At 71.2% G+C, this 14,183-nt stretch carries 10 protein-coding genes; 4 read left to right on the top strand and 6 right to left on the bottom strand.

What is annotated here, in order from left to right:
• Window positions 1-97 precede the first annotated feature (97 nt).
• The gene (locus IF83_RS0117450; RefSeq protein WP_030545130.1) at window positions 98-1,459 is read left to right on the top strand and encodes a glutamine synthetase family protein; all 1,362 of its coding nucleotides are present in this window, start codon (window positions 98-100) and stop codon (window positions 1,457-1,459) included.
• Window positions 1,460-1,909: 450 nt separating this feature from the next.
• On the opposite strand, the gene IF83_RS33765 is transcribed toward IF83_RS0117450, so the two are convergent.
• Together IF83_RS33765 and IF83_RS0117445 are read right to left on the bottom strand one after the other, a co-directional pair.
• On the bottom strand, window positions 1,910-2,668 hold the full coding sequence (locus tag IF83_RS33765; RefSeq protein ID WP_158711059.1) for a hypothetical protein: 759 nt from the start codon (window positions 2,666-2,668) through the stop codon (window positions 1,910-1,912).
• 23 nt (window positions 2,669-2,691) lie between these two features.
• On the bottom strand, window positions 2,692-3,285 hold the full coding sequence (locus IF83_RS0117445; protein WP_158711058.1) for a DUF6932 family protein: 594 nt from the start codon (window positions 3,283-3,285) through the stop codon (window positions 2,692-2,694).
• A gap of 279 nt (window positions 3,286-3,564) precedes the next feature.
• Here IF83_RS0117445 and IF83_RS0117440 point away from each other — a divergent pair, with 279 nt between their 5' ends.
• Complete coding sequence (locus IF83_RS0117440) at window positions 3,565-6,702, top strand: bifunctional [glutamine synthetase] adenylyltransferase/[glutamine synthetase]-adenylyl-L-tyrosine phosphorylase (protein ID WP_030545128.1); 3,138 nt, start codon at window positions 3,565-3,567, stop codon at window positions 6,700-6,702.
• A 79-nt stretch (window positions 6,703-6,781) separates the two neighbouring features.
• On the opposite strand, the gene IF83_RS0117435 is transcribed toward IF83_RS0117440, so the two are convergent.
• The 4 genes from IF83_RS0117435 to IF83_RS0117420 are packed head-to-tail and all read right to left on the bottom strand — an operon-like array spanning window position 6,782 to window position 11,486.
• A complete protein-coding gene (locus IF83_RS0117435) occupies window positions 6,782-7,756 on the bottom strand; it encodes an HAD family hydrolase (RefSeq protein ID WP_078843563.1) in 975 nt (324 codons plus the stop codon).
• Complete coding sequence (locus IF83_RS0117430) at window positions 7,746-8,582, bottom strand: phosphatase PAP2 family protein (protein ID WP_030545126.1); 837 nt, start codon at window positions 8,580-8,582, stop codon at window positions 7,746-7,748. Before IF83_RS0117430 ends, IF83_RS0117435 begins: the two co-directional genes overlap by 11 nt.
• 35 nt (window positions 8,583-8,617) lie before the next feature.
• Window positions 8,618-9,685, bottom strand: coding sequence for a LacI family DNA-binding transcriptional regulator (locus IF83_RS0117425; RefSeq protein WP_030545125.1), 1,068 nt, complete (start codon window positions 9,683-9,685; stop codon window positions 8,618-8,620).
• A 25-nt stretch (window positions 9,686-9,710) separates the two neighbouring features.
• The gene (locus tag IF83_RS0117420; protein ID WP_030545124.1) at window positions 9,711-11,486 is read right to left on the bottom strand and encodes a glycoside hydrolase family 13 protein; all 1,776 of its coding nucleotides are present in this window, start codon (window positions 11,484-11,486) and stop codon (window positions 9,711-9,713) included.
• A 364-nt stretch (window positions 11,487-11,850) separates the two neighbouring features.
• On the opposite strand from IF83_RS0117420, the gene IF83_RS0117415 reads away from it, so the two are divergent.
• On the top strand, window positions 11,851-13,134 hold the full coding sequence (locus IF83_RS0117415; protein ID WP_030545123.1) for an extracellular solute-binding protein: 1,284 nt from the start codon (window positions 11,851-11,853) through the stop codon (window positions 13,132-13,134).
• Between the two features lie 38 nt (window positions 13,135-13,172).
• Window positions 13,173-14,180 (top strand): carbohydrate ABC transporter permease, encoded by a 1,008-nt coding sequence (locus IF83_RS0117410; RefSeq protein ID WP_030545122.1) that lies wholly within the window; start codon window positions 13,173-13,175, stop codon window positions 14,178-14,180.
• Window positions 14,181-14,183 lie beyond the last annotated feature (3 nt).

Genomic DNA, 14,183 nt, shown 5'->3' with positions numbered 1-14,183 from the left:
CGGGGCCCCGGCGTACTACGCTGCTCGTGGCTCCCAGGGCGGAGGACGCGTTCCCTCCCGGCCTCCCCCGGCCGGGAATCCCCACGCAAGGAGAGAGATGGACAAGCAGCAGGAGTTCGTGCTCCGTACGCTGGAGGAGCGCGACATCCGGTTCGTGCGGCTGTGGTTCACCGACGTGCTCGGCTTCCTGAAGTCCGTCGCCGTCGCGCCCGCCGAGCTTGAACAGGCCTTCGACGAGGGGATCGGTTTCGACGGCTCCGCCATCGAGGGCTTCGCCCGGGTGTACGAGTCCGACATGATCGCCAAGCCCGACCCGGGCACCTTCCAAATCCTGCCCTGGCGCGCCGAGGCCCCCGGCACCGCCCGCATGTTCTGCGACATCCTGATGCCGGACGGCTCCCCGTCCTTCGCCGACCCGCGCTACGTCCTCAAGCGCATCCTGGCCAAGACCTCGGACCTGGGCTTCACCTTCTACACCCACCCCGAGATCGAGTTCTTCCTGCTGAAGAACAAGCCGGTGGACGGCACGCGCCCCGTCCCCGCCGACAGCTCCGGCTACTTCGACCACACCCCGCAGAACGTCGGCATGGACTTCCGCCGCCAGGCCATCACCATGCTGGAATCCATGGGCATCTCCGTGGAGTTCTCCCACCACGAGGGCGCCCCCGGCCAGCAGGAGATCGACCTCCGCTACGCCGACGCGCTCTCCACCGCCGACAACATCATGACGTTCCGGCTGATCATGAAGCAGGTGGCGCTGGAACAGGGCGTGCAGGCCACGTTCATGCCCAAGCCGTTCTCGGAGTACCCGGGCTCCGGCATGCACACCCACCTCTCGCTCTTCGAGGGCGACCGCAACGCTTTCCACGAGTCCGGCGCCGAGTACCAGCTCTCCAAGGTCGGCCGGTCCTTCATCGCGGGCCTGCTCAAGCACTCCGCCGAGATCTCCGCTGTCACCAACCAGTGGGTCAACTCCTACAAGCGCATCTGGGGCGGCTCGCAGCGCACGGCGGGCGCGGGCGGCGAGGCCCCCTCGTACATCTGCTGGGGCCACAACAACCGCTCGGCGCTCATCCGGGTTCCGATGTACAAGCCGGGCAAGACCGGCTCCACCCGCGTCGAGGTCCGCTCCATCGACTCCGGCGCCAACCCGTACCTCACCTACGCCGTGCTGCTGGCGGCGGGCCTCAAGGGCATCGAGGAGGGGTACGAACTCCCGGCCGGCGCCGAGGACGACGTCTGGGCGCTCTCCGACTCCGAGCGCCGCGCCATGGGCATCGAGCCGCTCCCGCAGAACCTGGGCGAGGCCATCGACCTGATGGAGCGCAGCGAACTCGTCGCCGAGACCCTCGGCGAGCACGTCTTCGACTTCTTTCTGCGCAACAAGAAGCAGGAGTGGGAGGAGTACCGCTCCGAGGTCACGGCCTTCGAACTCCGCAAGATGCTGCCGGTGCTGTAAGGGCAGGTCAGAGCGGGTTCCCCGCTGATTCGGCGAGTGGGGCCGACGGTCACGGACCGTCGGCCCCACGGCGTCTCACAGACCCTGGGCCGTCTCTGGGCCGTCCGGCGCCGGATCAATGCCCTCGTACAGGCCGTCCACCGCCTTCCGGGCCCGCGCGTCGCTGCTCGGCATGAGGCGCGGGCAAAAACCGAGGATGTGAGTGACCGGGTCGGCTCGGGCCGGCCCGCCATGAGCATGCTCAGCCGCCTGCACCTTGCTCGGCGATCGAGAGCCCCAGGAGCAGGTAGCTGTGGTGCTCTCGCCCACCAGGTGAGCGAGCTGTCAGCACATGCACGTCAGCGGCAACTTGACGTTCTGCGTACGCAGCCACGATCCCCGTTACGTTCTCCTTCTCCGTGCGGATCACGACCACGCGCCCATCAGGCGTCTCCAGTTCGACGACGCCCCTCAGCTTGCTTCCCCCACTACCGTCCCGATCAGCCGGTCATCGCTGCCTTCAACACGGGCTGACTTGAGCGCTTTTCGGCATCGTTCGGCGTCCATGCTTGTCAGACGAGAGACGCGCCGCTCGGTGATCTTGGATTCCCAGGTGAGAGTCACGTTTGCGCCTGTGGAAGCAAGGACCGCCGAGAGCTCGGATAGATGGCTGATTGCGCGGCGCCCAAGCGGCAAGGCGGCGTCCAGCACCGCGTCCTCCGGCCCCGAAGCGGAACCTGCTTGATCGGTTACGTCCAAGATTTTGTTGATCGTGCGATCCAGCAGGTCAGTGCCTGTGCCCGGTAGCTCGTCCTGCCCTGGTGCCGGGGAGCCTTCGAGGATCATGCCGTAGGAAGAGGCGAAGACCGGCCCAGACAGCAGTTTGGTTACTCCTTGGATGCCCTTGGGTACAGGTCCGGCCTCACGCGTCGGACGCATCTCATCGAGTGCGTATGCGACGGAGTGAACGGCAGTCTGCAGTGCTTGCAGCCAATTGCCGAGCACGCCGACTTCCACTTTGTGCCCGGGAACAGGTTCACCGTCCAGGGCAAACCGCAAGATCGGGCGCGCAGGGCGCTCAAGTGACTCATGGTCCTCTGAGCCTCGCATGACGTAACTGAGCTTCTGTAGCTGGCGTGCGCGCAACCCGGCCTTGGTTCGCGCAGGCGGGTTGTCGCCATCGTTGCGTCTGGCGGCCATCCACTGGCGCAGCGCGGTCTTGTCGTTCAACGCAGGCCACGCTTGGGGAGTGTTCATGGTGATACCTCCACGTAGCCCCTTCGTCGACCGTTTCCCTCTCGGCAACGCCGCCAGATCTCGTCATACAGGCCAAGTAGCTGAAAAACCTCAGCGTCTTCCGGCGTCATGGCGCCGGTTACACCAAGGTCCCGAAAGTCCACTGTCGCGGGCAGGCTCAGGACGTAGGCATCGATACGCATGCCGTTCCTGATACACCACTCACGGTCCATGAGGTTATCCAGGTCTTCAACGTCGCCTCCCTCGGGTATTGCCCTGTACACGTCTGCCTCAAGCAGATAGGTGACGTCGACGTCGGAGGGGTGCAGCTTGCCGCTGACGAAGCTGCCGGCGAGCCACATGCGGCTCACGGACCCAGTGAGGCACTCCGTCATCGCCCGATGGACCTCAAGCTCTTTCCAGAGGGCGGGCCTCGTCGCCGACTTGTTGAAGGCTTCCGACAGCACCAAGGAATCTCGCACATCGTCCCAGGTGAGAAGGTAGCGCCCCGGCGGCGGGCACTGTGTGTCCGTTTCGAACGGCGGCAGCGGAGGCATGCAACTCCAAGGCTTTCTGGATGTAGCTGCAACTCTAAGTGACTGGAACGTCACGATGGGGCCGAATGAGGTATCCCCGCAGCCCGACGCCGGCTGGAGCCATCCGCACTCGGCTGCGGCTGCACGGCAGCTTCTCAGTCCCCGGCTCGGTCACCGATCACTCTCCTCCCACTCGGCAGGCCGGCACTGCTGATGAGGAGCGTAGAGAGAGCACCGAGCCCAGGCGCCGGGGAATTGTCATCCACGAAAGCCGCGCGCGTGCGCCCCCGAAAGCCCCCGGCCGCCCCGTCGGGCATAGGCTCTGGACCATTCCTGAACAGCACCGGAGGCCAGATGACTCTGTCGAGCGGACGCCGGAACAGTAACCACGCCCGGCTGTTGCGGAACGGGTTCACCGACCCGGCCGCGGCCGAACGGCTGCTCGACGCGCCCGAACTCGCCGGTGTGCGGCACGACCCGCTCCTCCTCGACGCCCTCGGCGCCACCGCCGACCCGGACCTTGCCCTGCGGGCCCTGGTCCGCCTGGCCGAGGCGCTGGCCGCGCGCGACGCACACGAGGCCCCGCCCACCCCGCCCGGCGCGCCCGGAACGAGCCCGGGCACGCCCCCCGCCGGGGACGAGCCCCCGGAGACCCGCGCCCCCGCGCCCGGTCCCCGGACCCGGGCGCTGCTCGACACCCTCGTCACCGCCAAGCCGTTCCGCGACCGCCTGCTGCGCGTCCTCGGCGTCTCCGAGGCGCTCGGCGACCACTTGGTGCGGCATCCGCTCGACTGGCAGACCCTCGTCACCTACGACTCCGGCGACCTCCACCCCGGCCTGGCCGAGTTCGAGCAGGACCTGTCCGGCGCGGAGGACGCCGACAGCCTCCGCGCCGCCTACCGCCGCTCCCTGCTCACCATCGCGGCCCGCGACGTCTGCGGCACCATCGACGTCGCCGAGGCCGCCGCCGAGCTGGCCGACCTCGCCACCGCCACCCTCCGCGCCGCCCTCCGCATCGCCGGGGCCGCCGCCCCCGCTGACGCGGCCGTCTGCCGGCTGGCCGTCATCGCCATGGGCAAGTGCGGCGGCCAGGAACTCAACTACGTCTCCGACGTGGACGTGATCTTCGTGGCGGGGGCGGCCGCCGGCGACCGGGCCTCCGCCGAGGAGGAGACGGAGGCCCTGCGCGCCGCCACCCGGCTCGCCTCGCACATGATGCGGCTCTGCTCCGACACCACTGCCGAGGGCACCATCTGGCCCGTCGACGCCAACCTCCGCCCCGAGGGCCGCAACGGCCCCCTGGTCCGCACCCTCTCCAGCCACCTCGCCTACTACCAGCGCTGGGCCAAGACCTGGGAGTTCCAGGCCCTCCTCAAGGCCCGCCCGGTCGCCGGGGACGCCGCCCTCGGCCGGGAGTACTGCGACGCCGTCGCCCCCATGGTCTGGCAGGCCGCCGAGCGTGAGAACTTCGTCGCCGACGTGCAGCAGATGCGCCGCCGCGTGGTGGAGAACATCCCCGCCGCGCAGATCGACCGCGAGCTCAAGCTCGGCCCCGGCGGCCTGCGCGACGTCGAGTTCGCCGTCCAGCTGCTGCAGCTCGTCCACGGCCGCGCCGACACCGGCCTGCGCAGCGGCTCCACCCTGGAGGCCCTGGCCGCGCTGGCCGCCGGGGGCTACGTGGGCCGGGCCGACGCCGCCGCCCTCGACGAGGCGTACCGCTTCCTGCGCGCGATGGAGCACCGCATCCAGCTCCACCGGCTGCGCCGCACCCACCTCGTCCCCGAGGACGAGGCCGACCTCCGCCGCCTCGGCCGCTCACTGGCCACGGCCTTCCACTGGGACCGCGGTACGGAAGCGGTGGTGACGCTCCGCCGGGAGTGGAAGCGGCACAGCCGCGAGGTGCGCCGGCTGCACGAGAAGCTGTTCTACCGGCCGCTGCTGGACGCCGTCGCGCAGCTGGAGCCCGGCGCCGTCCGGCTCAGCACGACGGCGGCCCGGGAGCGCCTGGTGGCCCTCGGCTACGCGGACCCCGCCGCCGCCCTCCGCCATCTGGAGGCGCTGGCCTCCGGTGTCAGCCGCAAGGCCGCCATCCAGCGGACCCTGCTGCCGGTGCTGCTCGGCTGGTTCGCCGACTCGGCCGACCCCGACGCCGGGCTCCTCAACTTCCGCAAGGTCTCCGACGCCCTGGGCGGCACCCCCTGGTATCTGCGGCTGCTGCGCGACGAGGGCGCCGCCGCCGAGAACCTCGCCCGGGTCCTCTCCGGCGGCCGGCTCGCCCCCGACCTGCTGATGCGCGCCCCGGAGGCCGTCGCCCTGCTCGGCGCCCCCGACGGGCTGCGCCCGCGCGGCCGCGCCGCCCTGGAGCAGGAGGTGCTGGCCGCGGTGGGCCGCGCCGACGGTCCCGAGCAGGCGGTCACGGCCGCCCGCGGCGTGCGCCGCCGCGAGATGTTCCGCACCGCCGCGGCCGACCTCATCGGTGCGTACGGCACCGAGGAGAGCCCCGCCCAGCACGACCCCGGCAGCGCGGTGGACCGGGTCGGCACCGCCCTCACCGACCTCAACGCCGCTACCATCGCCGGCGCGCTGCGAGCCGCCGTCCGCGCCCAGTGGGGCGACACCCTGCCGACCCGCTTCGCCGTCATCGGCATGGGCCGCTTCGGCGGCCAGGAGCTCAACTACGGCTCCGACGCCGACGTCCTCTTCGTCCACGAGCCGCGCGAGGGCGTGCCCGAGGAGGAGGCCGCCCGCGCCGCCTTCGCCGTCGCCAACGAGATGCGCCGGCTGCTGCAACTGCCCTCCGCCGACCCGCCGCTGCTCATCGACGCCGATCTGCGCCCGGAGGGCAAGAGCGGCCCGCTGGTGCGCAGCCTCTCCTCCTACGCCGCCTACTACCGGCGCTGGGGGCAGCCCTGGGAGAGCCAGGCGCTGCTCCGCGCGACGCCGGTCGCGGGCGACGCCGGGCTGGGGGAGCGGTTCATCGAACTGATCGACCCGCTCCGCTATCCGGCCGAGGGCCCGGACGAGCACATGGTCCGCGAGATCCGCCGGCTCAAGGCCCGGATGGAGAAGGAGCGGATGCCGCGCGGCGCCGACCGCACGGCCCACGCCAAGCTCGGCCGGGGCGGGCTCTCCGACGTCGAGTGGACCGTCCAGCTGATCCAGCTCCGGCACGCCTGGTCGGAGCCGGGCCTGCGCACCACCCGCACCCGGGAGGCGCTGGCCGCCGCGCACGCGGCCGGGCTCATCGGGACGGAGGACGCGGAGATCCTGGACGAGGCGTGGCTGCTGGCGACCCGGCTCCGCAACGCCGTCATGCTCGTGCGCGGCCGCCCGGGCGACACGTTCCCCGCCGAGGTGCGGGAGCGGGCCGCCGTGGGCCGCTACCTCGGCTACGAGATCGGCAGCAGCGGCGAACTCCTGGACGACTACCGCCGCGTGACCCGCCGCGCCCGCGGCGTGATGGAACGCCTCTTCTACGACGACGAGGGCTGACCGGGCCGCGTCCGCCGGCCCCGGCCGGCCGGGGCCGGGGAACGGAAACCGTACGGGGCCCGGCGGGCCCGCCGCCCCGTCAGTCCCGGTACACCGGTGGCGCCGGGGACCCGCCCCGCCGGTGAGCCGCCACGCCGGGCGGCGCCGCCCCGCGCGGGCCCGGCAGCACGGCGGGGCCTGTGCTCTGCCCGAATCCGTCCCCGTCCCCGCAGGGCCCGAACAGGCGCTCAAGGACCACCGCCACACCGTCCGCGTCGTTCCCCGGAGCGGTCTCGTCGGCGGCCGCGAGCAGCTCCGGATGGCCGCCGGCCATCGCCACGCCGTATCCGGCCCAGGCCAGCATCGGCAGGTCGTTGGGCATGTCGCCGAAGGCGATGGTGTCCTCGGCGGTGAACCCCAGCAGCTCGGCGGCAGCCGCCAGCCCAGCCGCCTTCGTCGTACCGGCCGGCAGCAGTTCGACCATGCCCGGCTGGGAGTGGACCACCGTCATCGCGTCCCCCGCCAGCCGCCCGGCGGCCTCGGCGACGGCGCCGTCGGGCAGCTCCCGGTGGCGCAGCAGGACCTTCTCGATCGGCTCCGCCCACAGCAGGGCCCGGTCGGCCACCGTCTCGCTGCCGGGCGGCGGCGGGGCGAAGAAGCCGGCCGTGCTCACGCACCGGTTCTCCGGCGCCGCCGTGACCACGCCCAGCTCCAGCGGCCCGAGTTCCCGCTCCACCGCGGCGACCAGGGCACGGGCCGGCCCCCGGTCGAGGGAGGCCGTCCTCAGCAGCCGGCCGGTGGTGGCGTCGTAGAGCTGGGCGCCCTGTCCGCAGACGGCCAGGCCCGCGTACCCGAGGTCCAGCAGGAACGGGAGGCAGGAGGAGGCGGGCCGGCCGGTGACGACGAGGTGCCGCGCACCGGCGCCGGTGGCCAGCTTGAGCGCCTGCCGGGTGCGGAGCGAGAAGGTGAGGTCGCTGCGGAGGAGGGTGCCGTCGAGATCGGTGGCCACCACCCGGTACGGCAGCGCGCTCCCGTCGCGGGGCCCGGGCCGCGCGCCGGTGGGCTCAGGCCGCATGGAGCGGGGTCACGTGCCGGGGGAGCCGGTAGGAGACCGAGCGGTACCAGAAGTAGGAGAGCCCGTAACCGGCGCCCAGGCAGAGCACACCGCCGACGGCGTCCAGCCAGAAGTGGTTGGCGGTCGCCACGATCACGAGCAGGGTCAGCGGCGGATAGAGCCAGCCCAGCACCTTGGCCCACAGCGCCGGCGCCAGCATCACGATGGTGATCCCGCACCACACCGACCAGCCGATGTGCATGGACGGCATCGCCGCGTACTGGTTGGACATGCTCGCGAGGTTGCCGGAGGCCATCGAGCCCCAGGTGTCGTGGACGACGACCGTGTCGACGAAACCCCCGCCCGGCACCAGCCGGGGCGGGGCCAGCGGATAGAGGTAGTAGCCGAGCAGCGCGATCCCGGTGGTCAGGAAGAGCACCAGCCGGGTCGCGGCGTAGCGGCCCGGATGCCAGCGGTAGAGCCATACCAGCACCCCGATGGTCACGATGAAGTGCAGGGTGGCGTAGTAGTAGTTCATGCCCACGATGAGCCAGGTCACCGAGTTCACCGCGTGGTTGACGGTCTGCTCGACGGCGATGCCCACCGCCTGCTCCGCCCGCCATATCCAGTCCGCGTTGCGCAGGGCCGCGGTCTTCTGCTCCGGGACGGCGTTGCGGATCACCGAGTAGATCCAGTAGCTCACCGCGATGAGCAGGATCTCGAATCGCAGCCGTGGGCGTCGCGGCAGTCTGAGCCGTCCGATCGAAAGGCGTTCCCCCCCGGGCTGGGCCTCTGGCCGTGTGTCGGCCGGTGATTTCTCCAGAGTCCTCACAGTCACGTCACCCACGCGCCACAGTCTGCCAGACCCCGGCGTGTTCCCGATCACCCTCGGGCCGGGACGTCGTCCGGTGCCCTCCGGGCCGGTGAGGACTGTCCTTGCGGACCTGCGGCGGTCGATCCGCGGACCACCAGTTCGGGCAGGAAGATGAACTCGCTGTGCGGGGCCGGGGTCCCGCCGATCTCCTCCAGCAGCGCGCGCACCGCCGCCTGGCCCATGGCCTGGACCGGCTGACGGATGGTGGTCAGCGGCGGGTCGGTGAACGCGATCAGCGGGGAGTCGTCGAAGCCGACGACCGAGACGTCGCGGGGGACGGCGAGGCCCTGCTGCCGGGCGGCGCGGATGGCGCCGAGCGCCATCATGTCGCTGGCGCAGATCACGGCCGTGCAGCCGCGCCGGATCAGCGCGTCGGCCGCGGCCTGCCCGCCCTCCAGGGTGTAGAGGGAGTGCTCGATCAGCTCGTCGCACTGCTCCGGGGACATCCCGAGCTGCTCGCGCATCCCCTGCCGGAAGCCCTCGATCTTCCGCAGCACGGGGACGAACCGCTGGGGGCCGACCGCGAGCCCTATCCGGGTGTGGCCGAGGGCCACGAGATGCGTCACGGCCAGCCGCATCGCCGCGCGGTCGTCGGGCGAGACGAAGGGCGCGCGCACCTTCGGCGAGAAGCCGTTGACGAGGACGAAGGGCACGCCCTGCCCGCGGAGCTGGTCGTAGCGCTGCATGTCCGCGGAGGTGTCCGCGTGCAGCCCGGAGACGTAGATGATGCCGGAGACCCCGCGCTCCACCAGCATCTCGGTGAGCTCGTCCTCGGTGGAGCCGCCGGGGGTCTGGGTGGCGAGCACCGGGGTGTAGCCCTGGCGGGTCAGGTTCTGCCCGATGACCTGCGCGAGCGCCGGGAAGATGGGGTTGTCCAGCTCCGGGGTGATCAGCCCGACGAGTCCGGCGCTGCGCCGCCGCAGCCGCACCGGGCGTTCGTAGCCCAGGACGTCGAGCGCGGCGAGGACGGATTCGCGGGTGGCCGCGGCCACCCCCGGCTTGCCGTTGAGCACGCGGCTGACTGTCGCTTCGCTGACCCCCGCCTGGGCTGCGATGTCGGCAAGCCGTGCGGTCATAGAGGTGGACTGTACCGGTCGCATGTCAGATTGCCCACCACGCACAGGATTCGGCCGGAATGCGGACGGTTCCGCCGTCCTCGCGCGGGGCGGGGGCGGTCAGCGGGACGCTGCTGAGCAGGGGGCGGCCGGGCCGGGGCAGGGTGACGGGGCGGTCGAGGGTGTTGAGCACGCAGACCACCGGGCCCCGGGCCCCGTCCGCGGCGTCTCCCTGCCCGGCCCCGCCGGACGGCGCCGGCGTCGGCGCCGGAGGGGGCGTGCGGCGGAAGGCGAGGACGCCCTCGGGCGCGTCCAGCCACTCCACGGTCTCGCCCGCGCCGAGCACCGGGTGCTCGCGGCGCAGGGCGATCGCGGCGCGGTAGAGCTCCAGGGTCGAGGAAGGGTTCCCGGTCTGCGCCTCGACGCTGTACTTGGCCCAGACGTCGGGCTGCGGCAGCCAGCTCGGGCCGCCGGGTTCGGGTCCGAAGCCGTACGGGGCCCCGGTGCCGGACCACGGGATCGGGACGCGGCAGCCGTCGCGGAAGCCGTCCTGTCCGTCGGCGCGGAGGAAGGAGGGGTCCTGGCGGACCTCGTCGGGCAGGTCGGTGACCTCGGGCAGCCCCAGCTCCTCGCCCTGGTAGACGTAGACGGAGCCGGGCAGCGCCAGCATCAGCAGGGCGGCGGCCCGGGCCCGGCGCATCCCGCGCTCCGGGTCCCCGTCCGCGTAGCGGGTGGTGTGCCGCACGACGTCGTGGTTGGAGAGCACCCAGGTGGTGGGCGCGCCCACGGAGGCGGTGGCGGCGAGGGAGGTGTCGATCACCGTACGCATCTCGGCCGCGTCCCAGCCGCTGCGCAGGAACTGGAAGTTGAACGCCTGATGCATCTCGTCGGGGCGGACGTAGAGGGCGAGCCGCTCGGAGGTGGGGGCCCAGGCCTCGGCGACGCCGATCCGTTCGCCGTCGTAGGAGTCCAGCAGCCGGCGCCAGTGGCGGTGGATCCCGTGCACGCCATCCTGGTCGAAGAACGGCAGCTTCTGGGTGCCGATGAGGCTGGCCTGCTGCCCGTGGCCGATGTCCGGGAGGCCCTCGGCCTTGACGAGGCCGTGGGCCACGTCGATGCGGAAGCCGTCCACGCCCAGGTCCAGCCAGAAGCGGAGGATGGCGTCGAACTCGCGGCGGACCTCCGGGTGCTCCCAGTTGAGGTCGGGCTGCTCGGGGGCGAAGAGGTGCAGGTACCACTCGCCCGGGGTGCCGTCCGGGTCGGTGGTGCGGGTCCAGGCGGGGCCGCCGAAGACGGACTCCCAGTCGTTGGGCGGCAGCTCGCCGTCGGCGCCGCGGCCGGGGCGGAACCAGTAGCGGTCGCGGGCGGGGGAGCCGGGGCCCTCGCGCAGCGCCTGCTGGAACCAGGCGTGCCGGTCGGAGGTGTGGTTGGGGACGATGTCCATGATCACGCGCAGGCCCAGCCCGTGGGCGGCGCCGATCAGTTCCCGGGCGTCGTCGAGGTCGCCGAAGAGCGGGTCGACGGCGCGGTAGTCGGTGACGTCGTAGCCGCCGTCGGCCTGCGGGGAGAGGTAGAAGGGGGTGAGCCAGACCGCGTCCACGCCCAGCCGGGCCAGGTGCGGCAGCCGCTCCCGGGCGCCGCGCAGGTCGCCGATGCCGTCGCCGTCGCCGTCGGCGAAGGAGCGGACGTAGATCTGGTAGATCACGGCGTCCCGCCACCAGTGCGTCGCGGGGCCGGAGCCACCGCGCGGGGCGGGCCCGGCGTCGGCGGCGGGGGCGGGGGCGGGCCGGTCGTGGAGGGCGGGCGTGAGCTCCTGAGTCATCGTCGTTCCCCTTCGGTAGCCGGTGTGACGCTCGGCACGGACGCCAGAGAGGACAACGCGCCGCGGCCCCCCGTGGTTGACGTCTGGAACGTAACAGCTCTGCAAGCTCTTGCGGAAGCATCGGCAGTTTCTTGCGGCAGGGCCGAAAGTCCCCCGGCCAGTACCGTCAAGGGGTGGAGTGACAACTGTTTCAGACACGCCGCTGTAACGATACGGCTGCCTTGCAGAAAGTTGCCGCAAAGACTTTCGGCCACATTGCATCCCTGTTACGTTCGCGGTACACCCGGCGCCGCGATGGCGCGGTCAGGGCAGGAGGTCCCCCGGGACCTCTGGCCATCACGGGCTCTCATGAAGGAGTAACACCATGCGGCGTGGCATAGCGGCCACCGCGCTGGTCGCGACGCTCTCCCTGGCGGCGACCGCGTGCGGCGGGGACAGCGACAGCGGCGACAGCGGCGAGAAGAAGGGCTCGGGCGAGCTCTCCGGCACCGTCACCTTCTGGGACACCTCGAACGAGGCCGAGAAGGCGTTCTTCAAGAAGACCGCCGAGGGCTTCGAGAAGAAGCACCCCAAGGTCGACGTCAAGTACGTCAGCGTCCCCTTCGGCGAGGCGAGCAACAAGTTCAAGAACGCCGCGGGCGGCGGCTCCGGCGCCCCCGACGTGATGCGCACCGAGGTCGCCTGGGTCGCCGACTTCGCCAACCTCGGCTACCTGGCCCCGCTGGACGACACCGCGGCCGTCGACAACAAGGACGACTACCTCGACCAGGCCTGGGGCAGCACCCAGTTCGAGGGCAAGACCTACGGCGTGCCGCAGGTCATCGACACCCTCGCCCTCTTCTACAACAAGGACCTGCTGAAGAAGGCCGGCGTCGAGGTCCCCGAGTCCGTCGAGGACATCAAGAACTCCACCAAGAAGTTCAAGGGCGAGGACGTCACCCCCTTCTACATGCGCGGTGACGACGCCTACTGGTTCCTGCCCTTCCTCTACGGCGAGGGCGGCGACATGGTCGACGCCGAGGCGAAGAAGATCACGATCGACGACGGCGCCGGCGCCAAGGCGTTCGAGACGATCAAGGACCTGGTGGACTCCAAGGCCGCGACGACGGACATCACCGACGGCTGGGAGAACATGCAGAAGTCCTTCAAGGACGGCAAGGTGGCCATGATGCTCAACGGCCCCTGGGCCATTGAGGACACCCTGGCCGGCAAGGAGTTCAAGGGCAACGAGGACAACCTCGGCGTCGCCCCGGTCCCGGCCGGCAGCGAGGCCCAGGGCGCCCCGCAGGGCGGCCACAACCTCTCGGTCTACGCGGGCTCCAAGAACCTGGACGCCTCCTACGAGTTCGCCAAGTACATGAGCTCCGCCGAGGTCCAGAAGGCCACCACCGAGGAGCTGAGCCTGCTCCCGACCCGCACCTCGGTGTACGAGGAGAAGACCGTCAAGGACAACACGATGGTCCAGTTCTTCAAGCCCGCCGTGGACAAGGCCGTCGAGCGCCCGTGGATCGCCGAGGGCAACTCCCTCTTCGAGCCCATCCGCGTCCAGCTCGCCGACGTGCTGACCGGCAAGACCGAGCCCGAGGCCGCCGCCAAGGAGATCGGCGACGAGTACGCCAAGCTCCTCAAGAAGGGCGACTACAAGTAGGACCGGCGGAGAACTCAGGGAGAGGCTGACCGACGACCATGGCTGTCGAGACAGGCCGGTCGGTGGCACCGGCCGCGGGCGGAGACGCCCGCGGCCGCGGCCGCGGAACCGGAAAGACCCAGGGCCCGCTGCGCCGCGCCCTGGCCACCCACTGGTACGCCTGGGCCATGGTGGCCCCCGTGGTGACCGTCATCGCGGTGATCATCGGCTATCCGCTGGTCCGCGGCATCTATCTGTCGCTGACCGACGCGGACGAGGCCAACGTCGCCCGCACCATCGGCGTCAACGAGATCGAGGCGAGCTACGAGTTCGTCGGCCTCGACAACTACCAGGCCATCCTCACGGACGGCGTCTTCTGGGACCGGCTCGGCTGGACCGTCCTGTGGACGGTGGCCTGCGTCGGCATCACCTTCCTCCTCGGCCTGATGCTGGCGTCCATGCTCAACCGCAAGGTGCGCGGCCGGACCGCCTACCGGATGGCGCTGATCCTCCCCTGGGGCATCCCCGCCTTCGTGTCCGTCTTCGCCTGGCGGATGCTCTACAACGAGAAGAACGGCATCCTCAACCAGCTCCTGGCCGGCGGCGGCATCGACGGCGTCCCGTGGCTGGGCGACCCGACCTGGGCCAAGATCTCCGTGATCGCGGTGAACGTCTGGCTCGGCGTGCCGTTCATGCTCGTCGCCATGCTGGGCGCCATGCAGGGCATCCCCGCCGAACTGCTGGAGGCCGCCGAGATGGACGGGGCGAACGCCTGGCAGCGGTTCCGAAACGTCGTGCTGCCCGGCATCCGCTCGGTCAGCAGCACGGTGATCCTGCTGAGCACCATCTGGACCTTCAACATGTTCCCGGTGATCTTCCTGCTCACCCGGGGCGGCCCGGGCGACTCCACCGAGATCCTGGTGACCTACGCCTACCGGCTGTCCTTCCTCGTCAGCCCGCGCGACTTCGCGTCCTCCGCGGCCTGGGGCGTGCTCATCCTGCTGCTCCTGTCGGCCTTCGCGGTGGTCTACCGCCGTTCGCTCCGCAAGCAGGGAGAGGTGTGGTGACGA

The sequence above is a fragment of the Streptomyces albus subsp. albus genome, assembly GCF_000719865.1.
GTDB classification, from domain to species: domain Bacteria; phylum Actinomycetota; class Actinomycetes; order Streptomycetales; family Streptomycetaceae; genus Streptomyces; species Streptomyces albus_E.
Note: the sequence above shows the minus strand (reverse complement) of the source record. Positions and strands in the feature narration are given on the sequence as shown.

Bases quoted from the DNA above. Each gene is read 5' to 3' on its own strand.
- IF83_RS0117450 (WP_030545130.1), top strand. From the start codon at position 98: ATGGACAAGCAGCAGGAGTTCGTGCTCCGTACGCTGGAGGAGCGCGAC.
- IF83_RS0117440 (WP_030545128.1), top strand. From the start codon at position 3,565: ATGACTCTGTCGAGCGGACGCCGGAACAGTAACCACGCCCGGCTGTTG.
- IF83_RS0117435 (WP_078843563.1), bottom strand. From the start codon at position 7,756: ATGCGGCCTGAGCCCACCGGCGCGCGGCCCGGGCCCCGCGACGGGAGC.
- IF83_RS0117425 (WP_030545125.1), bottom strand. From the start codon at position 9,685: ATGACCGCACGGCTTGCCGACATCGCAGCCCAGGCGGGGGTCAGCGAA.
- IF83_RS0117420 (WP_030545124.1), bottom strand. From the start codon at position 11,486: ATGACTCAGGAGCTCACGCCCGCCCTCCACGACCGGCCCGCCCCCGCC.
- IF83_RS0117415 (WP_030545123.1), top strand. From the start codon at position 11,851: ATGCGGCGTGGCATAGCGGCCACCGCGCTGGTCGCGACGCTCTCCCTG.
- IF83_RS0117410 (WP_030545122.1), top strand. From the start codon at position 13,173: ATGGCTGTCGAGACAGGCCGGTCGGTGGCACCGGCCGCGGGCGGAGAC.